A 24,267-nucleotide genomic window follows, 5' to 3' on the forward strand; every position below is an offset into this window, starting at 1 on the left:
TCATGGCGAATAAATTTACTCAGCACACCGGCATTGTTGCGCCACTGGATGCCGCAAACGTCGACACGGACGCGATCATTCCCAAGCAGTTTTTGCAGAAGGTTACCCGCACCGGTTTTGGACAGCACCTGTTCCATGACTGGCGCTTTGAAGATGACGCCGGCACGGTGCCAACGCCCAGCTTTGTGCTGAATAAGCCTGAGTTCAAAGGCACCAGCATCCTGCTGGCGCGTGAAAACTTTGGCTGCGGCTCTTCACGTGAGCATGCGCCCTGGGCGCTGACCGATTTCGGTTTTCACGTGGTGATTGCGCCAAGCTTCGCGGATATCTTCTACGGCAACAGTTTCAACAATCAGCTGCTGCCGGTGAAATTAAGCGAAGAGGAAGTGGATGAACTGTTCCGACTGGTTGCAGCCGAGCCAGGCATCCGCTTTACAGTAGATCTGGAAGCGCAGACGGTCACCGCCGGCGACAAAGTCTATTCGTTTGAACTCGACAGCTTCCGCCGCCACTGCATGATTAACGGCCTTGACAGCATCGGTCTGACGCTACAGCACGAAGCCTCAATTTCGCAGTATGAGCAGAATCAGCCCGCCTACCTGCGCTGATGGAGTCAAAGCAGGGCGACATCCGGTCGCCCTGCTTGTTTATATGTCGCGCACCCGCGCCGACATCACCAGCGCCACAATAGCCAGCCCGAATGCCAGCCAGTAAACCGCCTCATGTCCCAGTCGCTCACTGAGCGCGCCCTGAATAACACCAGCCAGAATCATGCCGGTCGAGATCGAGTTGGTGAATATGGTGGTCGCTGCACCGGGCCGTCCGGGCATCAGATCCTGGAACCACAGCATTCCGATTCCGGCAATAATCCCGACGAACACCGCATTAAACAGCTGCAGTACCATCAGTGCAGTGCGGGAATTGAACAACACCAGCCCCAGGTAAAACAGTACGCCAGCCGCCACCGCCACCAGCATTAACCGGCGCTTGCCGATGCGGCGCGCGTAATGACCCGCCAGCAGCATCACCGGGATCTCCAGACCGGCCGCCGTCCCCATCAACAGACCGGCCAGCTTCTCCGGCAGGCCCAGCGTAGTGCTGATATAGAGCGGCATATCGATGATATACATGGTGTTACAGGTCCACATCACGACTGAAGCGAGGAACAACAAACGCACATCCCGATCGCGCCAGCCGCTTAGCGGCAGCCCGCCGCTTTGCATCAGTGGCTGCGTGCGTGGCACCGACGGCAGGGTAAACCAGACCAGCAGGATACAGATCAGAAACAGCGCGGCGGCCACCATAAACAGGGTGACAAAGCCGTAGTTCAGCGCCAGCGCGAAGGAAAGCGGCGGCCCGATGACCCACGCGAGGGACAGCTGCGCACGCATCACAGAACTGAACATCACCGCTTCACGCGCCGACTGATCGGCATATTCCCGCGCCAGCGCAAAGAGCTGAGGCATAGAGACGCTGGCCAGCGCCGACAGCAGCACCCCCAGGGTGAGCAGCGTCAAATAGTGGCGGGTAAAGGCAAACAGCAGCGCATTGGCCAGCGCCATCAGGCAGCAGAAGAGAATAATATGACGCCGGTCGCCGACGCTGTCAGAGCGCTTTGCCACCAGCATGCTCACCACGATACCGGCCACCGCATTGATGGTGAAGAACAGCCCAACCCAGAAAGGTCGTGCCTGCACCTCACGCGTCAAAAACAGACTGAGCGTCGGCGCCTGCAATGCGCCTGCAATGCCCAGCATGAATGAGGCGACCATAAAAGCGAGGTAAACCGGATTGATGCGGCGCTGCCGCGTTAACAGCGATTTCATACCGAAATCCCTTACACAACAAACAGAGGAAAAAAGAAGGGTAGACGATACCGCGCAACATGAAAAAAGCCAGCAGAGATCATCTGCTGGCCGGGTAAATGCACCCTACTCAGAAAAACACTCCGCTGAACAGCGAAGCGAGGGTCGAACGCCATTCACTGCTGAATGCCTCCCGCTCTTCCCATAGCGTAAAGTTTGCTCTTAAAATGAGGCAGGAAAAACAGAGCGCTTTTCACCAGGAGTTCCCCTTTTATGTCCTCATCACGTCTGAAGCAGCAGTTCATTCGCCTGTGGCAGAACTGCCAGGGGCAAACGCAGGAGATTACCCTTAGCGAACTGGCTGACCTGCTGCACTGTTCGCGCCGCCATATGCGCAATCTGCTTAACCGAATGCAGGCCGCAGGCTGGCTGATCTGGCAGGCTGAGGCCGGACGCGGAAAGCGTTCACAGCTTACCTTCTGCTACACCGGACTGGCTTTGCAACAGCAGCGTGCTGAAGATTTGCTGGAGCAGGATCGCATCGATCAGCTGGTCCAGTTGGTGGGCGATAAAAATCAGGTGCGGCAGATGATCAGCGCGCATCTGGGGCGCAGTTTCCGGCAGGGCAAACATATCCTGCGGGTGCTCTACTATCGTCCGCTGCTCAACCTGCTGCCCGGCTCGCCGCTGCGGCGCTCTGAAACCCACATTGCCCGACAGATTTTCAACGGCCTGACGCGGATAAATGAGGAAAACGGGGAAATCGAGCCAGATATTGCGCACCACTGGCAGCAAACTTCCCCGCTTCACTGGCGCTTCTTTCTGCGTCCGGCGATTCGCTTCCATCACGGCAGAGAACTGGAGATGGAGGATGTGCTCGCCACGCTGGAGCGTCAGCGTCCCCATCCGCTCTTTTCCCATATTGCGCAGATCGACTCGCCCGCTCCCTGGACGCTGGATATCCGCTTAAGTCAGCCCGACGAGGGTTTACTCTGGCTGCTGGGCAGCGTCAGTGCGATGATCCTGCCGCGCGAATGGCCGACGCTGCACGACTTTGCCCGTCAGCCCATTGGCACCGGCCCTTACCGGGCGATCCGCAATCAGGAGAGTCAGCTCAAGATCGAAGCTTTTGATGACTACTTTGGTTTTCGCGCCCTGATTGATGATGTCTCTATCTGGGTCCTGCCTGACATCAGCGATGAGATGGTCTACGCCGGCGTACGTCTGCAGGGCGACGGCGCTGATGAAATTCAGGAGGAGAGCCGCCTGGAAGAAGGTTGCTACTATCTGCTGTTCGACCAGCGTTCAGAGCAGGGACGCAACGAGGCGGTCCGGCGCTGGGTCAGCTACCTGTTTAATCCCATCGCCCTGCTTAATCACGCCGGTGTCGGTTATCAGCGTTACTGGTTTCCGGCTTATGGTTTGCTGCCACGCTGGCATCACCGGCGCGACCTGACGCCAGTAGAAAAACCCTCGGGCTTGACCCATCTGACACTGACCTGGTACAGCCAGCATGTTGAGCATGAAGGCATTGCCAACGCGCTGCGTCCGCTGCTGGCACAGCATGGCGTCACGCTGGAAACACGCGAAATCAGTTACGAAAGCTGGTATCAGGGCGAAGCGGAAAGTGATATCTGGCTCGGCAGCGTGAACTTTACTCTACCGCTGACTTATTCGCTGTTTGCGCAGCTCTATGAGATCCCGCTGCTGCATCACTGCCTGCCGATCGACTGGCATGGCGATGCCGCCCGCTGGCGCGAGAAAACGCTGCCGCTGGCCGAATGGAGTAAACAGTTAGTCGAAGACGCGGGTCTGCATCCGCTATTTCACCACTGGCTGCTACTTGAAGGTCAGCGCAGCATGCGCGGTGTTCGGATGAATACGCTGGGCTGGTTTGATTTTAAATCCGCCTGGTTTGCACCACCGGCGCTGTGACGCTTTCACCCCGGCGCTGAAATGACTAGAATGTGACGTTCTCAACGGGGTGCCGCCTGCCAACAGCAAGCAGCTGAGAGAGACCCGTCGAACCTGATTCGGTTAATACCGACGTAGGGATTTGAGAGGCCTCTGTGCTCAGATCCTTTGCGACTCATCCCCTACTCTCCTGAAGGAGCGCAAAGTGTTAAACAAAGTTCTGCCGGTGCTGCTGGTATTCTCCGCCCCCGTTCTGGCGGCAAAACCTGTTCTCACGGTCTACACCTACGACTCCTTCTCCGCTGACTGGGGCCCTGGCCCGGCAGTTAAAAAAGCCTTTGAAGCACAGTGCAACTGCGAGCTGAAATTCGTCACGCTGGAAGATGGCGTGTCGCTGCTGAACCGCGTGCGGATGGAAGGTAAAAACAGTAAAGCGGATGTGGTGCTGGGGCTGGATAACAATCTGGTGCAGGCGGCGCAGAAAACCGGTCTGTTTGCTGAAAGCAAGGTTGATACGTCAAAACTCACTCTGCCCGACGGCTGGCACAACACCACCTTCGTGCCGTTTGACTATGGCTACTTCGCCTTTGTCTACGATAAAAACCGTCTGAAAAATCCACCCAAAAGCCTGAAAGAGCTGGTCGACAGTCCGGAAAAGTGGCGGGTGATCTACGAAGATCCCCGCACCAGCACCCCCGGATTAGGCCTGTTGCTGTGGATGCAGAAAGTCTATGGCGATCAGGCTCCGCAGGCGTGGCAAAAGCTGGCGCAGAAAACCGTGACGGTGACCAAAGGCTGGAGTGAAGCGTATGGCCTCTTCCTCAAGGGCGAAGGCGATCTGGTGCTGAGCTACACCACCTCACCGGCTTACCACATCATCGAAGAGAAAAAAGAGAACTACGCCGCCGCGCCGTTTGCGGAAGGACACTATCTGCAGATTGAAGTTGCCGCTCAGCTAGCCAACAGCAAACAGCCAGCGCTGGCCCGGCAGTTCATGCAATTTATGGTCTCGCCCGACTTCCAGCGTACTGTCCCAACCGGTAACTGGATGTACCCGGTAATCGACACGCCGCTGCCTGCCGGTTTCGGCGCGCTGAACGTGCCCGCCACCGCCCTGCAATTCTCGCCGGAAGAGGTTGCCAGCCAGCGTTCAGGCTGGATTAGTCAGTGGCAACGCGCCGTCAGCCACTGATGCCGCGCTGGTTGATCCCTGGCTCATTCGCCACGCTGCTGTTAACCAGCGTGGCGTTTCTGGCCTTCGGTGCACTCTGGAACGCCGCGCCGGAAACGGACTGGCGCAGCGTGCTGCAGGATGACTACCTGCATCATGTTATCGCCTTCTCTTTCGGTCAGGCGCTGCTCTCGGCCCTGCTGTCGCTGCTGCCTGCGGTGCCGCTGGCACGGGCGCTCTATCGACGCCATTTTCCTGGCCGACAGCTGCTGCTGCGTCTGTGTGCCATGACGCTGGTGCTGCCGGTGCTGGTGGCCGTGTTTGGTCTGCTGACCGTCTACGGTCGTGTCGGCTGGCTGGCGCAGCTATGCCAGCTGCTGGGCATCGGTTATCACTTCTCACTTTACGGTCTGCCAGGCATTCTGCTGGCGCACGTCTTTTTTAACCTGCCAATGGCGACCCGCCTGATGCTGCAGACGCTGGAAAGCATTCCGCCGGAACAGCGTCAGCTGGCGGCACAGCTCGACCTGCGCGGCTGGCACCATTTTCGTCTGCTGGAATGGCCGTGGCTGCGGCGTCAGTTGCTGCCGACCGGTGCGCTGATTTTTATGCTCTGTTTCGCCAGCTTTGCCACCGTGCTGTCGCTGGGCGGCGGCCCGCAGGCGACCACCATCGAGCTGGCGATATTTCAGGCGCTGAGTTATGACTACGATCCCGGACGTGCAGCGCTGCTGGCGCTGCTCCAGCTCGGCTGCTGCCTGACGCTGGTGTTGCTCAGCCAGCGCTTCAGCAAGGCGATCCCCGCCGGAAACAGCCAGATGAACGGCTGGCGCGATCCACAGGATTCGCGCGGGGCACAGGTGGTCGATACGCTGCTGATTCTGCTGGCGCTGATCCTGCTGCTGCCACCGCTGGCGGCGGTCATCGTCGATGGTCTGCACGGCGGATTGCGAGGCGCATTGGCGCAGCCTGCCCTCTGGCAGGCGAGCTTTACCTCATTGCGTATCGCCACTGGCGCCGGTCTGCTCTGTGTAGTGCTGACCATGATGCTGCTCTGGAGCAGTCGCGAACTGCGTCTGCGTCAGCGTCCGGCAGCGGCACAGTTGATCGACACCAGCGGCATGCTGATTCTGGCGATGCCAGGCATCGTGCTCGCCACCGGCTTTTTCCTGCTGTTTAACACCACCATGGGTCTGCCCGATTCAGCAGAGGGGCTGGTGATCTTTACCAATGCGCTAATCGCTATTCCCTATGCGCTGAAAGTGCTGGAGAACCCGATGCGAGACGTTGCGGAGCGTTACGGCAGACTCTGTGATTCACTGGATATCCACGGCTGGAACCGGCTGCGGCTGATCGAGCTGCGCGCGCTGAAACGTCCGCTGGCTCAGGCCCTGGCATTTGCCTGCGTGCTGTCGATCGGCGATTTTGGCGTGGTGGCGTTGTTTGGCAACGCCGACTTCCGCACCCTGCCGTTCTACCTCTATCAACAGATTGGCGCCTATCGCGGCGCAGAGGGTGCGGTCACCGCCCTGCTGCTGTTGCTGCTCTGTTTACTGCTGTTCACACTAATGGAAAAATTACCAGGCCACCATGCTGACCCTTGATAATCTCACTTACCTTTATCAGCATCTGCCGATGCGCTTCAGCCTCAATGCCACACGTGGCGAGCGCATCGCGATTCTCGGACCCAGTGGGGCGGGTAAAAGCACCCTGCTGAGCCTGATCGCCGGTTTCCTGCCAGTGAAACAGGGCACCCTGATGATTGACGGCCAGGATCACACCCACAGCGTCCCGGCCAGACGACCGGTATCCATGCTGTTTCAGGAGAACAACCTGTTTCCACACCTCAACGTGCAGCAGAACATGGCGCTGGGGCTGCATCCGGGATTAAAACTCAGCACCGGGCAACATCAGCGCCTGACCGCATTAGCCGATCAGGTGGGATTAAACGAGCTGCTGACGCGTCTGCCGGGTGAGCTGTCAGGGGGACAGCGTCAGCGTGTGGCGCTGGCGCGATGTTTGCTGCGTGACCGTCCGGTGCTGCTGCTGGATGAGCCTTTTTCTGCGCTGGACCCGGCGCTTCGCGGCGAGATGCTGCAGCTGGTGCGTTCGGTGTGCGAAGCGCGCAGCATTACGCTGCTGATGGTGTCACACAGTCTGGAAGATGCGCAGCAGATTGCGCCGCGCAGCGTGGTGATTGTGGATGGCCGGGTTTACTGGGATGGCGAGACCCGACAACTGCTGTCGGGCGACACGCGGGAGGCCGAAGTGCTCGGCATCCCGCGTCGATAAGCATTTACGCGAAGAAAACCTGCCACAGCAGATGACGGAAAACGGGCATCATCGGGTGGAACTGAATACCAACGAAAGCCGCGACGGCGATCACCAGTCCCAGCGGCCCAGCCCAGCGTAAGCGCTCAGGCGGTAGCCAGGCGGTGGCCCAGTCGCGGCTCTTGCCGCTGCGCCACCAGCGCCAGCATAACCAGCCACCCAGCCAGATCAGTAGTGCTGCGCCGAGTAATAGCCATTTAAAGCTGCCGCCCTGTGCGGCTTTGGGTACGTCGATCGCCACACCGGCCAGAATACCGGGCAGCAGATAGAGCGGCGGCCAGAGAATACAGCCGATAAGATTCGGCGGCAGAAATTTGCGTACCGGCAGCTCCAGCATACCCGCTGCCAGCGGGATCAGCGGACGCGTAGGACCCACAAATCGCCCGACCAGAATCGTAAACATGCTGTGCTGATGCAGGGCGTGCTCGGTTTTATCCAGCAGGCCTTTATACTTTTGCAGATACTTCCAGCGATGCAGCGGCCCCTGGAATTTCCAGCCGATGCCATAGGAGACCCAGTCACCAATCAGGCAGCCGGCAAAACCCGCCGCCCATGCGGGATAAAGACCAAGCTCACCACTGCCGATCAGCGCACCCAGACTGGCCATCATCACCGTACCTGGCAGCAACAGCCCGACCAGCGCCAGCGACTCCAGAAACGTCACCAGCGCAACGGCAAACAGCGCCCATTCCAGGGACTGCGTAATCAGTTGTTGAATCCAGGCTTCCATAGTCGTCCTTAGTAAAAGCAGAAGGCTGGATTGTCCAGAGCCAGCCACACAGCGTCAAGGCAAGAATTGTAGGGCAATGTTGACAAAACCCGATGGCGGGAACTGTATAAACATCCATGGTATACTTAAGCGGTTTTCTCACCCCTGAAATGCTGAGTCCGGAGAACATCTGAATATGCCCCGCGCAGGTTTTCTGCTCACCCGCCACTGGCGCGACAGCCCACATGGCACCGACATTATCCTCTGGCTTGCCACGGATGCGGGCGCGCAGCGCGTGGTGCTGCCCGTGCAGGAGTCCGTTGCATTTATTCCTCAGGAATTTCAGACGCAGGTCGGCGAATTACTTAAAGATGAGCGTCAGTTTCGGATTCAGTCGCTGGCGCTAAAAGATTTCCGCCGGCGCCCGGTTTTTGGTCTCTACTGCGCGCAGAACCGACAGCTACAGCGCATCGAAAAACGGCTGCGCGAACAGGGCATTCCGGTCTATGAGGCGGATATCCGCCCACCGGATCGCTACCTGATGGAACGTTTTATTACCGCGCCAGTCTGGTTTGACGGCGATCAGCGCGGCGACAGCGTGGTCAATGCGCGGCTCAAACCCCATCCCGACTATCGTCCGCCACTGAAATGGGTTTCGCTGGACATTGAAACCACGCAGCATGGCGAGCTTTACTGTATCGGGCTGGAGGGGTGCGGTCAGCGCCAGGTCTATATGCTCGGCCCCGCCAACGGCGATGCCAGCACGCTGGATTTCGAGCTGATCTATCTCGACAGCCGCCCACAGTTGCTCGAAGCGTTAAACCAGTGGTTTGCAGATCATGATCCGGATGTCTTAATTGGCTGGAACGTGGTGCAGTTTGACCTGCGGGTGCTGCAAAAGCATGCCGATCGCTACGGCATTCCGCTGCGTCTTGGCCGCCAGCAGGCCGCGCTGGAGTGGCGTGAACATGGCTTCAAGCCCGGCGTTTTTTTCGCTCAGGCCAGCGGCCGGTTGATTATTGATGGCATCGACGCACTGAAATCGGCGTTCTGGGATTTTCCGTCGTTCAGCCTGGAATCGGTGTCGCAACAGCTGCTGGGTGAAGGAAAAGCGATCGATAATCCCTGGCAGCGCATGGAGGAGATCAACTGGCGCTTTGCCAACGATAAACCGGCGCTGGCACGCTATAACCTGAAAGATTGCGAGCTGGTGACGCGCATTTTTCACAAAACAGCGATTATGCCGTTTCTGCTGGAACGCGCGGCGGTGAATGGCCTGGCGGTGGATCGCCACGGCGGTTCGGTGGCGGCCTTTGGTCATCTTTATATTCCGCGAATGCATCGCGCCGGTTTTGTCGCCCCGAACATGGGTGATGTCGCCCCGGAAGCCAGTCCGGGTGGGTATGTGATGGATTCGCGTCCTGGTCTTTATGATTCAGTGCTGGTGCTGGATTACAAAAGCCTTTACCCGTCGATTATCCGCACCTTCCTGATCGACCCGGTGGGTCTGGTGGAAGGGCTGGCGCATCCGGATGATGCCGATTCAGTCGAGGGTTTCCGTGAAGCGCGTTTCTCACGGCATACCCACTGCCTGCCTGCGATTGTTGAGCAGATCTGGCTGGGTCGCGAAGCGGCGAAAAAGCAGAATAATCAGCCGCTGTCGCAGGCACTGAAGATCATTATGAACGCTTTTTATGGCGTACTGGGCACCAGCGCCTGCCGCTTCTTTGATCCGCGTCTCGCCTCCTCTATTACCCTGCGCGGTCACGCCATTATGCAGCAGACCCGCGCGCTGATTGAGGCGGAAGGCTACGACGTGATCTATGGCGACACGGATTCCACCTTTGTCTGGCTGAAGTCTGCCCACAGCGAAGAGCAGGCCGCCGCGATTGGTGACCAACTGGTGCAGAAAGTGAATGCCTGGTGGCACGACCACCTGCAGCAGACCCTGGGGCTGACGAGCGCGCTGGAACTTGAGTATGAAAGCCACTTCTGCCGTTTTCTGATGCCGACCATTCGTGGTGCTGAACAGGGCAGCAAAAAACGCTACGCCGGACTGATTCGTGACGCAGCCGATGAACGCATGGTCTTTAAGGGGCTGGAGTCAGTGCGAACCGACTGGACGCCGCTGGCAAAAGAATTTCAGCAGCAGCTTTACCACCGTATTTTCCACCGTGAGCCGTGGAAGGATTACATCCGGGACACCGTGGCGAAGCTGCTGGCGGGTGAACTTGACGATCAGCTGATCTACAAAAAGCGCCTGCGCCGTCCGCTGAAGGAATATGAACGAAACGTGCCCCCGCATGTGCGCGCCGCCAGGCTGGCCGATGAGCAGAATCGCAAATTAAACCGGCCATTGCAGTATCAGAATGGGGGCCGGATTCGTTACGTTATGGCCACGGCTGGCCCCGAGCCGCTAGAGGCACGCAGCACGCCGCTGGACTATGACCACTACGTGACGAAGCAACTTCAACCGGTCGCTGAGGGGATTCTGCCCTTTGTCGAAGGGGACTTTGCTACACTGATTACCGGGCAGTTGGGGCTTTTTTGACAGGTGACGAACGCCCTGCCATCCAGTACCATAGCGCCCTTCCTGAAACTCACCGCTCTTAAGTACGCTCCAGGCCTTGTTGTCTGGCGGTAACGCTATTGCCTGAGCTTTGGGAACACCTCTAAAAACGTTAAAATTCGAGCAAAAAATATATGGTTTTTACATTAGGTCAGCGCTGGATTAGTGATACGGAAAGTGAACTGGGACTGGGCACCGTGGTGGCGATCGATACCCGCATGATCACCCTGCTGTTTCCGGCCACGGGGGAAAACCGCCTCTACGCCCGCAACGATTCGCCGGTTACCCGCGTCATCTTTAATCCGGGTGATACCATCACCAGCCACGAAGGCTGGCAGATGCGCGTCGATGAAGTACGCAACGAAAATGACCTGATGACCTATATCGGTACCCGTCTGGATACCGAAGAAAGCGACGTGATGCTGCGCGAAGTGATGCTCGACAGCAAGCTGGTGTTCAGTAAGCCGCAGGATCGCCTGTTTGCCGGCCAGCTCGACCGGATGGATCGTTTTGCCCTGCGCTTCCGCGCCCGTAAATACCAGAGTGAGCAATATCGCCTGCCAATCAGCGGCTTACGCGGTATGCGTACCAACCTGATCCCTCACCAGCTGCATATCGCCCACGATGTGGGCCGTCGCCATGCGCCGCGCGTGCTGCTGGCCGATGAAGTTGGCCTGGGTAAAACCATTGAAGCCGGGATGATCATCCAGCAGCAGCTGCTGGCTGGCCGGGCTGACCGGGTGCTGATCGTGGTCCCTGAAACTTTACAGCATCAGTGGCTGGTCGAGATGCTGCGCCGCTTCAACCTGCGCTTTGCGTTATTTGATGACGACCGCTATACCGAAGCGCAGCACGACAGCGATAACCCGTTTGAAACCGAGCAGCTGATTATCTGCTCACTGGACTTCGTACGCCGTAACAAGCAGCGTCTTGAGATGCTGGCGGATGCCGAATGGGACCTGCTGGTGGTCGATGAAGCGCACCATCTGGCCTGGTCAGAAGGCGAGCCAAGCCGTGAATATCAGGTTATCGAACAGCTGGCAGAGAAAACCGCCGGGGTTCTGCTGCTGACTGCTACGCCAGAGCAGCTGGGCATGGAGAGTCACTTCGCCCGTCTGCGCCTGCTCGATCCTAATCGTTTCCATGACTTCGCCGCCTTTGTTGAAGAGCAACAGCATTTCCGTCCGATTGCCGATGCCGTTACGGCGTTGCTGGCAGATAAAGCGATCTCCCAGGAGGAGATGAACCGGATCAACGATCTGGTCGGCGAGCAGGACATTGAGCCGCTGTTGCAGGTCGCCAACAGCGATCGTGACGGCAAGCTGGAGGCACGTCAGGAGCTGATCTCAATGCTGATGGATCGCCACGGCACCAGCCGCGTGCTGTTCCGTAACACCCGTAACGGGGTTAAAGGCTTCCCGAAACGCGAACTGCATCAGATCCGCCTGCCACTGCCTGCGCAGTATCAGACGGCGATTAAAGTCTCCGGCATCATGGGCACGCGCAAAAGCGCTGAGGAGCGGGCGCGCGACCTGCTCTACCCGGAGCAGATTTATCAGGAATTTGAAGGCGACAGCGGCACCTGGTGGAACTTCGATCCGCGCGTGGAATGGCTGATGGGCTATCTCACCAGCAACCGTAAAGAGAAAGTGCTGGTGATCTGCGCGAAAGCCGCCACCGCGTTGCAACTGGAGCAGGTGTTGCGTGAGCGCGAAGGCATCCGGGCGGCAGTGTTCCACGAAGGTTTGTCGATCATTGAACGTGACCGCGCGGCAGCCTGGTTCGCCTCGGAAGAGAATGGCGCGCAGGTACTGTTGTGCTCCGAAATCGGTTCTGAAGGCCGTAACTTCCAGTTCGCCAGCCGTCTGGTGATGTTCGACCTGCCGTTTAACCCGGACCTGCTGGAGCAGCGTATTGGTCGTCTGGATCGCATCGGCCAGGCGCACGATATTCAGATTCTGGTGCCGTGGCTGGAGCAGACCGCACAGGCGGTACTGCTGCGCTGGTATCATGAAGGGCTGGATGCGTTTGAACATACCTGCCCGACCGGCCGGACCCTCTATGACAGCGTGCATTCGCGGCTGATCGGCTATCTGGCCGCGCCAGAAAACAGCGAAGGTTTTGATGCGTTTATCATAGACTGCCGCAAACAGCATGACGCGCTGAAATCGCAGCTTGAACAGGGTCGCGATCGCCTGCTGGAGTTAAACTCCAACGGTGGTGAGTCAGCTCAGCTGCTGGCAAATGCCATCAGCGAGCAGGATAACGACACCGGCCTGGTGAACTTCGCGCTCAACCTGTTTGATATCGTCGGCATCAATCAGGAGGATCGCAGCGATAACCTGATTGTGCTGACCCCTTCCGACCACATGCTGGTGCCCGATTTCCCTGGACTGCCGGAAGATGGCTGCACCATTACCTTTAACCGCGATCAGGCGCTGTCTCGCGAGGATGCCCAGTTCATTACCTGGGAACATCCGCTGATCCGCAACGGCCTGGATTTGATCCTGTCCGGCGATACCGGCAGCAGCGCACTGTCACTGCTGAAGAACAAAGCGCTGCCGGTAGGAACGTTGCTGGTCGAGCTGATCTATGTGGTTGAAGCGCAGGCACCGAAGCATCTGCAACTGACCCGCTTCCTGCCGCCAACGCCAATCCGTCTGCTGCTGGATCGCAATGGCACCAACCTGGCGGGCAAAGTGGAGTTCGAAAGCTTTAACCGTCAGCTGAATGCGGTTAACCGTCATACCGCCAGTAAACTGGTGAATGCGGTGCAGCAGGATGTGCATGCGATTCTGACCCAGGGCGAAGAGAGCGTGGTCAGCGAAGCGCGTGCGGTGATTGATGCTGCACGGGCCGAAGCGAACGAGAAGCTGGGTGCAGAACTCTCCCGTCTTAACGCGCTGAAAGCAGTGAACCCGAACATCCGTGACGATGAAGTCGAGGCGCTGGAAAGCAACCGTGCACAGGTGCTGGCTAGTCTCGACCAGGCCAACTGGCGCCTCGACGCGCTGCGCCTGATTGTGGTGACCCACCAGTAAGCTCAGAGGCCTGGCCCTTCCTGCTGACAACCGCCAGCCAGGTGGGTCTGGTCGCAAGCGGGAAACTCAACATGCAGGGAACACGGGCTGATGAGGAAAGCGTCCTTCGGATCGGACCGTGTTTCCTGCAATGGCACGCTCTCACCGCTTAGCGGGCCAGACTTTGTCAATTATCTCAGGGGCCTGGCCCTTTATTTTTGGAAAGCCCCATGGAACCTTATAATCCACCGCATGAACCCTGGCTGCACATTCTTTATCAGGATGCGCACATCATGGTGGTGAACAAACCCAGCGGTCTGCTCTCGGTACCCGGTCGGCTACCTGAGCACAAAGATAGCGTAATGACGCGGATACAGCGTGATTGCCCGCAGGCCGAATCTGTCCACCGGCTTGATATGGCGACCAGTGGCGTGATGGTGGTGGCGCTGACTAAGGCTGCTGAGCGCGAGCTGAAACGACAGTTCCGTGAGCGGGAGCCTTCCAAGACCTACGTGGCCTGCATCTGGGGTCATCCGGCAACAGAAGAGGGATTGGTTGATCTGCCGCTGATTTGCGACTGGCCAAATCGTCCGAAGCAGAGGGTCTGCTTCGAAACCGGCAAAGCTGCGCAGACGGCGTATCAGGTGCTGGAATACCGTGCGGATAACAGTGCGCGCGTGTCGCTGAAGCCGATTACTGGCCGCTCACACCAGTTGCGAGTGCATATGCTGGCGCTGGGCCATCCGATTCTGGGTGATAACTTCTATGCGCATCCGGAGGCCAAAGCCATGGCCCCCCGTTTGCAACTGCATGCTGAGTCACTGACCATCACCCATCCGGCATTTGGTAATGCCATGACGTTTCGTCAGCCCGCCGATTTTTGAGGTTTACTGCCCACGGCTGCCATGACCTCTTCTGTTGCAGAAGCGCCACGGCAGCAGCGTGATTACTTAAAGCCTTTCTCTTTACGAATCAGGTCATACGCCGCCTGAATTTCCTGCGCTTTCTGCTTCGCCATCTCCATCATTTCTGGCGGTAACCCTTTCGCCACCAGCTTGTCAGGATGATGCTCGCTCATGAGTTTGCGGTAGGCGCGTTTAATGGTGGTGGCGTCATCGCTGCTCTTCACCCCCAGCACGCTGCAGGCATCTTCCAGCGTTGGCCCCCGTTGCGCCTGCTGAAAACCGCCTGAACTGCGCTGACCACCGCCAAACTGCTGGCCCCCTTCCATCATGCGCAGGAACTGATCGAACTGACCGTGCGAAATGCCCAGCTCTTCGGCGATGACGTAGAGCACCTGTCGCTCATTGGGATGCAGTGAACCATCGGCAAAAGCGGCCTGAATCTGGATCTCCAGGAACATCCGAATCAGATCGAACCGGCCAAAACAGGCGCTACGCAGTTCACGCAGTTTGCTGCGCAACGGGTAATCCGCCTGCTTGCCTTCGCGGAACGCGCGCTGAGCAGCAGTGCGTGAGTCACCGTGCAGTTGCATCCGCTCCATTAACAGCGAAGCAATCTGAATATCAGCTTCCGTGACGCGCCCTTTTGACTTGGTCAGATGGCCCATCACCTGAAAGGTGGTGCTGAAAAACAGCGTCTGTCGGGTCTGATTATTTGAGAAGTAAGCCTTGCCTTTCGCGCCGCGTACTTTGTCAATCATATGGCCAATGATCAAACCGATCACAATACCCCAAAAGCCTGCGCCGGAAAGTAATCCCACCGCCAGACCCATAACTTTTCCCCAGTAGCGCATAAACTCCTCAATTCGCCATGCTTGCGGCTGAAAATTGCATTATCATACCTGTCATTTATCTCAGCGCCTAACGGCAACGCTGACAGACCAGGATTAACACTGGCACAACGCCGGGCAGTAAGTTAGTCTCTGACCCGATTGTCGGCATGATGCCAGTTTTCATGGAATTCTCGATACCGCGTATGAAAAAACATATACCTACCCTGCTGGCCACACTGATCGGCGCAGCCATTAGCCAGCAAGCCTTTGCCGACGATTTGATGTCGCAGTGTATGTTAGGCGTGCCGAGTTATAACCGCCCGCTGGTGAATGGCGATACCAATCAGATGCCTGTCACCATTCACTCCGACGCCGCTAAAGGGAACTATCCCAATGATGCGGTATTCACCGGCAATGTGAATATTGAGCAGGGCAACAGCCGTATGCAGGCTGATGAAGTTCAGCTTCACCAGCGCCAGCAGGAAAGCCAGACAGCCCCCCTACGTACCGTCGATGCCCTCGGTAATGTGCACTACGATGACAATCAGGTCATCCTCAAAGGTCCGAAAGCCTGGTCAAATCTAAACAGCAAAGATACCAATGTCTGGAATGGTCAGTACCAGATGGTAGATCGTCAGGGACGCGGCACCGCAGATCAGATGAAGCTGCGCGACAATAACCGCTACACCATTCTTGAAAATGGCACCTTTACTTCCTGTTTACCCGGTTCCAACAGCTGGAGCGTGGTAGGTTCAGAAGTGATCCAGGATCGCGAAGAGGAAGTGGCGGAGATCTGGAACGCCCGCTTTAAGCTCGGTTCGGTTCCGGTGTTCTACAGCCCCTATCTGCAGTTACCGATTGGCGATCGTCGTCGGTCCGGTTTCCTGATCCCGAATGCAAAATATGGCAGCAATAATGGCTTTGAGTTCATGCTGCCCTATTACTGGAACATTGCCCCGCAGGCCGATGCGACCATTACGCCGCACTACATGAGTAAGCGCGGCATGCAATTCCAGAACGAATTCCGTTATCTGACCACGCTGGGTGCCGGTCTGGTCGAATTCGACTACCTTGGCTCAGATAAACAGTACGATAACGACAAAGCGGTGCGCGGCATCGCCGAAAATGACAGCTCGGATCGTTGGTTGTTCTACTGGCGTCATGCTGGCGTTTATGACCAGAACTGGCGTTTCAGCGCGGACTACACCAAGGTCAGCGATAAATACTACTTCAACGATCTCGACTCGAAGTACTATAGCTCGACCGACAACTACGCCACACAGAAATTCAGCATTGGCTATGCAGACACCAATTGGGACGCCACGCTCTCCACCAAAGATTTCCAGGTCTTCGGCGATACCACCAGCAATAACGTCTACCGCGCCATGCCGCAGCTGGACGTCAATCTCTATCAGAACGATATCGGCCCATTTGATGGACGGGTCTATGCGCAGGCGGTGAAGTTCACCAACGTCAGCAGCCGCTATCCTGAAGCAACCCGCTTACATGTTGAGCCAACGCTGAACCTGCCGCTGTCCAACGGCTGGGCCAGTCTGGATACTGAAGCGAAGTTCCTGGCAACCCATTACCAGCAAACTAACGTTGATTATTACAACAATAATTTTGCGAACAATAATGGGAAAAGTGGCGATCTGGATGAGTCGGTAAACCGCACCCTGCCGCAATTTAAAGTTGATGGCCGGCTGGTGTTTGACCGCGATATGAATTCCGCTGTGGGTTACACCCAGACGCTGGAACCACGGGTGCAGTACCTTTATATTCCGTATCGCAATCAGAGCAATATCTATCCGTACGACTCAACATTGCTGCAAACCGACTACACCGGTCTGTTCCGCGATCGCACTTATAGCGGCCTGGATCGCATCGCTTCCGCCAATGAAGTGGCTACCGGCGTCACCTCGCGTATTTATGATACCGATCTGGTTGAACGTTTTAACGTTTCTGTGGGTCAAATCTACTCGTTTACCCCTTCTCGCACTGGTGTGAATCAAACCAGTAAAGAAGATGATACCGGCAGCCTGATCTGGGCTGGCGATACATACTGGAAAATCAGCGATCGCTGGGGCGTCCGGGGTGGGCTGCAATATGACACCAAACTCGACAACGTCTCCCAGGGCAATACCGTACTGGAATACCGTCGTGATGCCGACCGCATGGTGCAGCTGAGCTACCGTTACAGCAGCCCGGAGTATGTTGCGACCGCGCTGAACGATAGCAGCCTGGTTACGAATCCTATCTACAAAAATGGGATTTCACAGGTGGGTACCACGGCCAGCTGGCCGATTGCTGACGCATGGTCTGTGGTAGGCGCTTACTACTACGATACTCGTAACACGCGTCCGGCTTCACAACTGGTTGGCCTGCAATACAGCTCATGCTGTTACGCTATCCGGGTCGGTTATGAACGCAAAATTAACGGTTGGGAAAACAACGACAGTAAGTACGACAACCAAATCTCATTCAACATTGAGCTGCGTGGTCTGAGTCCGAACTATGGCTTAGGCACCAACGATATGCTGCGTCAGGGTATTATCCCTTACCAGCCTGCTTTCTGATGTTGTGATGTTTGACAGGCAATCCCGCAGTGCGGAACCAACAATGGATAAAGTATGAAGAACTGGAGAATGCTGATTCTTGGTGTGGCAATCAGTGCCAACACCGCGTTCGCAGCACCACAAGTCGTTGATAAAGTTGCAGCCGTGGTCAATAACGGTGTGGTTCTTGAGAGTGACGTGGATGGCATGATGAGCACCGTTAAATCTCAGGCCCAGCAGGCAGGTCAGCAGTTGCCGGATGATAAAACGTTGCGCCATCAGATTCTGGAACGTCAGATCATGGATAACATCATTCTGCAGATGGGTGAAAAAGCGGGGATCCAGATCAGCGACGAGCAGCTGGACCAGGCTATTCAGAACATTGCTGCGCAGAACCGCATGAGTCTTGATCAGCTGCGCAGCCGTCTGGCTTACGACGGCATGAACTACAGCGTTTATCGTTCTCAGATCCGCAAAGAGATGGCCATCGCCGAAGTGCGCAACAACGAAGTGCGTCGTCGCGTCACGATTCTGCCGCAGGAAGTGGATACGCTTGCCACCCAGATCGGTTCTCAGAACAGCCAGGGCACCGAGCTGAATGTCAGTCATATTCTGCTGCCGCTGCCGGAAAACCCGACGCAACAGCAGGTTGATGAGCAGGAAACGCTGGCGAAACAGCTGGTAGGCGAACTGAAAAATGGCGCCGACTTCGGCAAAATGGCCGTTACTTACTCTGCAGATTCCCAGGCGCTGAAAGGCGGCAATATGGGCTGGGGTAAAATCGAAGAGTTGCCAACCCTGTTTGCTCAGGCGCTGGCGACCGCCAAAAAAGGCGATATCGTCGGTCCGGTGCGCTCTGGTGTGGGCTTCCATATCCTGAAAGTGAACGACCTGCGTGGCGAGAGCAAAAATGTCTCGGTCACCGAAGTCCATTCACGTCATATTCTGCTGAAGCCATCGCCGATTCTTACCGACGATCAGGCACGGGCGCAGCTGGAGCAGATTGCTAACGATATCCGCAGTGGCAAAACCACCTTTGCGGCGGCTGCCAAACAGTACTCTGACGATCCCGGTTCGGCGAACCAGGGCGGCGATCTCGGCTGGACCTCTCCGGAAGTCTTTGATCCGGCGTTCCGTGACGCGCTGCTGCGTCTGCAGAAAGGCCAGACCAGCCAGCCGGTTCACTCCTCTTTCGGCTGGCATCTGATTCAGTTGCTGGATACCCGTCAGGTAGATAAAACAGACGCGGCCCAGAAAGAGCGTGCTTACCGTATGCTGTTTAACCGTAAGTTCTCGGAAGAAGCGCAGACCTGGATGCAGGAGCAACGTGCCAGCGCCTACGTGAAAATTCTGGATGGCAATGCGCAGTAATATCCGTGTGGTGATCACGCCCGGCGAACCTGCCGGGATTGGTCCCGATCTTACCGTTCAACTGGCCCAGCAGTCGTGGCCGGTTGAACTGGTGGTCTGCGCCTCGCCTGCCCTGTTGCAGCAGCGTGCGGCGCAACTCGGTCTGCCGCTGACCCTGCGTCACTACCAGCCTGAAGTAGCAGCAGAGCCACAGCAGGCGGGTACGCTGACTATCCTGCCGATTGAAACAGCGGAGCAGGCTACTCCCGGTGAGCTTTGCATAGCAAACAGCGACTATGTGCTGGCCACGCTGGCGCGCGCCTGCGACGGTTGTCTCGACGGTGAATTCGCGGCCCTGATAACTGGCCCGGTGCATAAAGGCGTCATCAACGATGCTGGCATCGCCTTTACCGGCCATACCGAATTTTTCGCCGATCGCGCAGGCGGTCATCGTGTGGTCATGATGCTGGCGACCGAAGCGCTGCGTGTCGCGCTGGCCACCACTCATCTGCCGCTGAAAGAGGTACCCGCTGCGGTGACCCGTGAATGTCTGCATGAAGTGATTACGATTCTGCATCGTGATCTGCAGCAGAAGTTTGCGATTGCCGACCCACATATTTACGTCTGTGGTCTCAATCCTCATGCGGGCGAAAGCGGCCACATGGGCCGGGAAGAGATCGAAACCATCACGCCGGCACTCAATGCACTGCGTCAGCAGGGCATTAAACTGACCGGCCCGCTGCCTGCGGATACGCTGTTCCAGCCTAAATATCTGCAACATGCCGATGCGGTGCTGGCGATGTATCACGACCAGGGTCTGCCGGTACTCAAATTTCAGGGGTTTGGCCGGGCGGTAAATATCACCCTGGGCCTGCCCTTTATCCGGACTTCAGTTGACCACGGCACCGCGCTTGAACTCGCCGGGCTGGGTCAGGCTGAACCGGGCAGCTTCATCACGGCGCTTAACCTCGCCATCACTATGATCAAGAGCAGTAATGAATAATCGCGTCCATCAGGGGCACTACGCCCGTAAACGTTTCGGGCAGAACTTCCTTAACGATCAGTATATTATCGACAGCATTGTCTCCGCTATCCATCCACAGCGCGATGAAGCGCTGGTGGAGATCGGCCCAGGCCTGGGGGCTTTAACCGAGCCGGTAGGCGAACGCCTCGATAGCTTAACCGTGGTTGAGCTGGACCGCGATCTTGCTGCGCGTCTGCAAACCCATCCTTTTCTTGGCCCGAAACTGACCATCTTCCAGCAGGATGCCATGACCTTCGACTTCGCCGCACTGGCGCAAGAGAGAGGCCAGCCGCTGCGGGTATTTGGTAACCTTCCTTACAATATTTCGACCCCGCTGATGTTCCACCTTTTCAGCTATACTGGTTCGATTAAAGATATGCACTTCATGCTGCAGAAAGAGGTGGTTAACCGCCTGGTAGCCGGTCCGGGTAACAAGACCTACGGTCGTCTGACGGTGATGGCGCAGTACTACTGCCAGATCATTCCGGTACTGGAAGTGCCTCCGCATGCCTTTACACCGCCACCGAAAGTGGACTCTGCAGTGGTGCGTCTGGTGCCGTATGCCGAGCCACCCTATCCGGTCAGCGATGTGCGTATTCTGAGCCGAATTACTACGGAAGCGTTTGGACAGCGTCGTAAAACGCTGCGCAACAGCCTGAGCCACATGGTGGCCGCCGGTGCGTTAGAAGAGTTATCCATAGATCCAACCTTGCGTGCCGAGAACGTCTCTGTCGCGCAATATTGTCAGCTGGCGAACTGGCTGGCGAATCATCAGGGAAAATCGCAGGAGTAAGTCATGAGTGAAACGGCCCGCGTCTCCGTCCATGTGCAAAGCCAGTACGTCGCCTCACAATCCTCACCGGATGATGATCGCTACGTCTTCGCCTATACCATTACGATACGCAACCTGGGCCGTTCCTCAGTGCAATTGCTGGGACGTTACTGGCTGATTACCAACGGTAACGGCCGCGAAACGGAAGTGCAGGGTGAAGGCGTGGTCGGTGAACAGCCGCATATCACGCCAGGCAATGAATTTCAGTACACCAGCGGTGCCGTGCTCGAAACACCGATGGGCACCATGCAAGGGCACTACGTGATGGTCGACGAACAGGGCGATACCTTCCACGTCGAGATCCCGGTGTTCCGCCTCGCCATTCAGACCCACATTCATTGATTTGCACCCTTTTTGCCCGTTAAGTCGGGCACATTCATGATGGATAAAACGTTATGAGCACATACCTGATTGGCGACGTTCATGGTTGCTACGATGAATTACGTGCATTGCTGCAACAGGTCGATTTCAATCCTGAGCAGGATACGCTGTGGCTGACCGGCGACTTAGTGGCGCGCGGTCCTGGCTCACTTGATGTCCTGCGCTATGTGAAATCGCTCGGCGACGCGGTACGTCTGGTACTGGGTAACCACGATTTGCATCTGCTGGCGGTCTACGCCGGTATCAGCCGTAACAAGCCCAAAGATCGCCTGACACCGCTGCTGGAAGCGGACGATGCTGATGAGTTGATCAACTGGCTGCGTCGTCAGCCGCTGTTACAGGTTGATGAAGAGAAAAAGCTGGTCATGGGGCATGCCGGTATCACGCCGCAGTGGGATATCGACACCGCGAAAAAGTGCGCACGTGAAGTCGAAGCAGTTCTGGCCAGCGACAGTTATCCCCTGTTCCTGGATGCCATGTATGGCGACATGCCGAACAACTGGAGTGAGGATCTGACCGGTCTGGCACGTCTGCGTTTCAGCACCAACGCCCTCACCCGCATGCGTTACTGTTTCCCCAACGGCCAGCTGGATATGATCTGCAAAGATGCCCCTGAATCGGCTCTTCCGCCGCTGAAACCCTGGTTTAACATTGAGGGACCGGTGGCACGTGACTATACCATTGTCTTTGGCCACTGGGCCTCGCTTGAAGGCAAAGGCACGCCTGCAGGAGTTATCGCTCTGGATACCGGTTGCTGCTGGGGCGGAACGCTGACCCTGCTGCACTGGGAGACGCAACGCTATGTGGTGCAGCCATCTAATCGCGAAAAAGCGCTGGCCTCCAGCGAAAGTCTGGCACCGCCTGCGCTTTAACACGGATGCTGGCCAATAAGGCCAGCATCCTGTTTTATGCGCCGATAATGCCGCCATCTTCGCGGGTTATCATCATCACCGAAGACCGTGGACGCGGACTGTTGTTGGGGAAATGTGAGTCCCCCTCTTCGCCGGGATGCTGTACATTCACGAACAGCGTTTTGTAATCGGGCGTGAAAGTAATGCCGGTTAGCTCGCACGATTTAGGACCAACCATAAACCGGCGGATCTCTCCACTATCAGGATCACCCACCAGCATCTGATTATTCCCCTGTCCCTGATAATCGGCTTTGTTACTGTACTTACCGTCGGTCAGGATCCATAACCGCCCCTGGGCATCAAACCCCAGACCATCCGGGCTGTTAAAGGTGTTCTCAGCAGTGATGTTTGGTGTGCCGCGATAGATCCCCTCAGGATGCGCTATCGGGTTACCGCACAACGTATAGATATCCCACTCAAACGTCTGTGTGGTGGCATCGCCCTTCTCATCCCAACGGATAATCTGCCCGTAGATATTTTTGGGTCGCGGATTCGCCGCATTGACCGGCATGCCTTCATTACCACGCTTATCATTGTTGGTCAGGGTGCAGTAGGCACGGCCATCATGCGGGTTAACGGCAATCCACTCCGGCCGATCCATTCGCGTTGCGTTAACCACATCTGCCGCAGCACGCGCATTGATTAATACATCTGCCTGGCTATTGAACCCCTTTTCAGCGGTGAGTCCATTTTTACCCCACTTCAGCGCCAGCCAGCGCCCACTTCCTTTAAGCGGTGTGCCTTGCTCGTCGCCGTTGAATTGCGCCACATAGAGCGTGCCTTTATCAAGCAGTCCGTGATTCGCTTTAGCATCCTCCGGGATGACCTTGTCATCTGAGACATATTTATAGATATACTCGCCGCGCTCATCATCGCCCATGTAAACCACCAGTTGCCCGGTTTTCGCGACCGTCACAGCGGCGTTCTCGTGCTTAAAGCGGCCCAGCGCAGTGCGTTTTACCGGCACGGAGTGCGGATCGAAGGGATCGATTTCGACAATCCAGCCGTGACGGTTGAATTCGTTCGGGTTTTTCGCGATATCGAAGCGGGGATCAAAATCGGCCCAGTTGCGCTCCGGCTCAGCGGCATTCAGGGTATAACGCTTCTGCTGTGGGGTCGGCGTAAAGTCCGCCTGATGAGTACCAAAGTAGGTGTCGTAATTCTCTTCGCAGGTGAGGTAGGTGCCCCACGGCGTTTTACCGTTGGCGCAGTTACCAAAGGTGCCAAGGACATTCATTCCCTGTGGATCGGCTGCGGTCTGCAGCGCTTTATCCCCCGCTGCCGGACCCGAAAAACGCATTGGAGTATTGGCGGTAATGCGGCGGTTGTAGTCAGAAGGACGTACCACCTGCCAGCGGTTAGCCTCACCCCGTTTGACTGCAACGACAGAGACGCCGTGTGCCGCCTGTGACTTTTTCACATCTTCCAGGCTGGTCGCTTTGCGGCCGCCGTGGGCAAAAAGCGTCGGCTCATTCACATATTCGTTGTTAATCGCCATCACACCGTGATGCTCATCAATGGCGAAGAAGCTCATACCATCGTTGTTGTCACCGAACTGCTTTTCCTGCTCTTCCGCACTGTTGGTGCCGTGCGGATCAAACGCGACTGCACCATCAACCAGCGGATCACCCCAGGAGATCAACACATCGGCGCGATAACCTGGTGCCACCACGACCTCATCGGCCGTGGACGCGGCAATTGCCTGAAAACCCAACAGGGGACTGCCCGCAGGCTTCTCCTTCGCCAGTGCGCTGCCCGAGAGCGTCAGGCCGCCGCTGAGAAAGCCGGTCAGCCCGACCGCGCCGGAACCGGCCAGGAATTTACGCCGCAGTGGATCAGGCAGCTGGTCAGTACTTAAAGCGGAGAGTTCAGTTTTCATGAGTGATTGCTTCCTTTATGACGATCCCAGAAAAGAAGCAATGCTAATGAATAAAGATGACAGCCAGGTTACAACCGACAG

18 protein-coding genes and 1 riboswitch are annotated in these 24,267 nt (G+C 56.9%); of the genes, 14 read left to right on the forward strand and 4 right to left on the reverse strand.

The features are described 5' to 3' along the window. The first annotated feature begins 2 nt into the window (after nucleotides 1–2). Nucleotides 3–608: a 3-isopropylmalate dehydratase small subunit gene (gene leuD, locus WFO64_RS16530; RefSeq protein WP_337013149.1), complete on the forward strand. Its 606-nt coding sequence runs from the start codon at nucleotides 3–5 to the stop codon at nucleotides 606–608. Nucleotides 609–647: 39 nt separating this feature from the next. Here the strand turns inward: leuD and WFO64_RS16535 are convergent, their stop codons facing one another. Next, entirely contained in the window at nucleotides 648–1,826 is a 1,179-nt protein-coding gene (locus WFO64_RS16535; RefSeq protein WP_337013150.1) for an MFS transporter, read from the reverse strand. A gap of 252 nt (nucleotides 1,827–2,078) precedes the next feature. On the opposite strand from WFO64_RS16535, the gene sgrR reads away from it, so the two are divergent. The 4 genes from sgrR to thiQ all read left to right on the forward strand — a co-directional run bounded on the left by sgrR (nucleotide 2,079) and on the right by thiQ (nucleotide 7,182). Then, on the forward strand, nucleotides 2,079–3,740 hold the full coding sequence (sgrR, locus tag WFO64_RS16540; protein WP_337013151.1) for an HTH-type transcriptional regulator SgrR: 1,662 nt from the start codon (nucleotides 2,079–2,081) through the stop codon (nucleotides 3,738–3,740). Nucleotides 3,741–3,775: 35 nt separating this feature from the next. Beyond that, nucleotides 3,776–3,878: riboswitch (TPP riboswitch) on the forward strand. Nucleotides 3,879–3,924: 46 nt separating this feature from the next. Then, the gene (thiB, locus tag WFO64_RS16545) at nucleotides 3,925–4,911 is read left to right on the forward strand and encodes a thiamine ABC transporter substrate binding subunit (protein WP_337013152.1); all 987 of its coding nucleotides are present in this window, start codon (nucleotides 3,925–3,927) and stop codon (nucleotides 4,909–4,911) included. Further along, the gene (thiP, locus tag WFO64_RS16550) at nucleotides 4,887–6,494 is read left to right on the forward strand and encodes a thiamine/thiamine pyrophosphate ABC transporter permease ThiP (protein WP_337013153.1); all 1,608 of its coding nucleotides are present in this window, start codon (nucleotides 4,887–4,889) and stop codon (nucleotides 6,492–6,494) included. Before thiB ends, thiP begins: the two co-directional genes overlap by 25 nt. Further along, complete coding sequence (gene thiQ, locus WFO64_RS16555; protein WP_337013154.1) at nucleotides 6,481–7,182, forward strand: thiamine ABC transporter ATP-binding protein ThiQ; 702 nt, start codon at nucleotides 6,481–6,483, stop codon at nucleotides 7,180–7,182. Before thiP ends, thiQ begins: the two co-directional genes overlap by 14 nt. A 4-nt stretch (nucleotides 7,183–7,186) precedes the next feature. Here the strand turns inward: thiQ and WFO64_RS16560 are convergent, their stop codons facing one another. Continuing rightward, entirely contained in the window at nucleotides 7,187–7,951 is a 765-nt protein-coding gene (locus tag WFO64_RS16560; RefSeq protein WP_283546274.1) for a DedA family protein, read from the reverse strand. Between the two features lie 169 nt (nucleotides 7,952–8,120). On the opposite strand from WFO64_RS16560, the gene polB reads away from it, so the two are divergent. The 3 genes from polB to rluA all read left to right on the forward strand — a co-directional run bounded on the left by polB (nucleotide 8,121) and on the right by rluA (nucleotide 14,403). Then, nucleotides 8,121–10,481, forward strand: coding sequence for a DNA polymerase II (gene polB, locus WFO64_RS16565; RefSeq protein WP_337013244.1), 2,361 nt, complete (start codon nucleotides 8,121–8,123; stop codon nucleotides 10,479–10,481). A gap of 152 nt (nucleotides 10,482–10,633) precedes the next feature. Continuing rightward, nucleotides 10,634–13,540, forward strand: coding sequence for an RNA polymerase-associated protein RapA (gene rapA, locus WFO64_RS16570; RefSeq protein WP_337013155.1), 2,907 nt, complete (start codon nucleotides 10,634–10,636; stop codon nucleotides 13,538–13,540). 209 nt (nucleotides 13,541–13,749) lie between these two features. Next, a complete protein-coding gene (gene rluA, locus WFO64_RS16575; protein ID WP_337013156.1) occupies nucleotides 13,750–14,403 on the forward strand; it encodes a bifunctional tRNA pseudouridine(32) synthase/23S rRNA pseudouridine(746) synthase RluA in 654 nt (217 codons plus the stop codon). Between the two features lie 62 nt (nucleotides 14,404–14,465). On the opposite strand, the gene djlA is transcribed toward rluA, so the two are convergent. Then, the gene (djlA, locus tag WFO64_RS16580; RefSeq protein ID WP_337013157.1) at nucleotides 14,466–15,275 is read right to left on the reverse strand and encodes a co-chaperone DjlA; all 810 of its coding nucleotides are present in this window, start codon (nucleotides 15,273–15,275) and stop codon (nucleotides 14,466–14,468) included. Nucleotides 15,276–15,457: 182 nt separating this feature from the next. Here djlA and lptD point away from each other — a divergent pair, with 182 nt between their 5' ends. The 6 genes from lptD to apaH are packed head-to-tail and all read left to right on the forward strand — an operon-like array spanning nucleotide 15,458 to nucleotide 22,268. Continuing rightward, on the forward strand, nucleotides 15,458–17,830 hold the full coding sequence (lptD, locus tag WFO64_RS16585; RefSeq protein ID WP_337013158.1) for an LPS assembly protein LptD: 2,373 nt from the start codon (nucleotides 15,458–15,460) through the stop codon (nucleotides 17,828–17,830). A 54-nt stretch (nucleotides 17,831–17,884) separates the two neighbouring features. After that, complete coding sequence (surA, locus tag WFO64_RS16590; RefSeq protein ID WP_337013159.1) at nucleotides 17,885–19,180, forward strand: peptidylprolyl isomerase SurA; 1,296 nt, start codon at nucleotides 17,885–17,887, stop codon at nucleotides 19,178–19,180. Continuing rightward, nucleotides 19,170–20,162 carry a 4-hydroxythreonine-4-phosphate dehydrogenase PdxA gene (gene pdxA, locus WFO64_RS16595; RefSeq protein WP_337013160.1) on the forward strand — a complete coding sequence of 331 codons (993 nt, stop codon included), beginning with the start codon at nucleotides 19,170–19,172 and terminating at the stop codon, nucleotides 20,160–20,162. Before surA ends, pdxA begins: the two co-directional genes overlap by 11 nt. Beyond that, on the forward strand, nucleotides 20,155–20,976 hold the full coding sequence (rsmA, locus tag WFO64_RS16600; RefSeq protein ID WP_337013161.1) for a 16S rRNA (adenine(1518)-N(6)/adenine(1519)-N(6))-dimethyltransferase RsmA: 822 nt from the start codon (nucleotides 20,155–20,157) through the stop codon (nucleotides 20,974–20,976). The genes pdxA and rsmA overlap by 8 nt, the downstream gene beginning before the upstream one ends. A 3-nt stretch (nucleotides 20,977–20,979) precedes the next feature. Next, on the forward strand, nucleotides 20,980–21,357 hold the full coding sequence (apaG, locus tag WFO64_RS16605) for a Co2+/Mg2+ efflux protein ApaG (RefSeq protein ID WP_337013162.1): 378 nt from the start codon (nucleotides 20,980–20,982) through the stop codon (nucleotides 21,355–21,357). 53 nt (nucleotides 21,358–21,410) lie between these two features. Beyond that, nucleotides 21,411–22,268, forward strand: coding sequence for a bis(5'-nucleosyl)-tetraphosphatase (symmetrical) ApaH (apaH, locus tag WFO64_RS16610; protein ID WP_337013163.1), 858 nt, complete (start codon nucleotides 21,411–21,413; stop codon nucleotides 22,266–22,268). A 34-nt stretch (nucleotides 22,269–22,302) separates the two neighbouring features. On the opposite strand, the gene WFO64_RS16615 is transcribed toward apaH, so the two are convergent. Next, a complete protein-coding gene (locus WFO64_RS16615) occupies nucleotides 22,303–24,186 on the reverse strand; it encodes a PhoX family protein (protein ID WP_337013164.1) in 1,884 nt (627 codons plus the stop codon). Between the last annotated feature and the right edge of the window lie 81 nt (nucleotides 24,187–24,267).

Origin of the sequence: Pantoea sp. AS142, assembly GCF_037152305.1 — a bacterium.
Classification (GTDB): domain Bacteria; phylum Pseudomonadota; class Gammaproteobacteria; order Enterobacterales; family Enterobacteriaceae; genus Pantoea.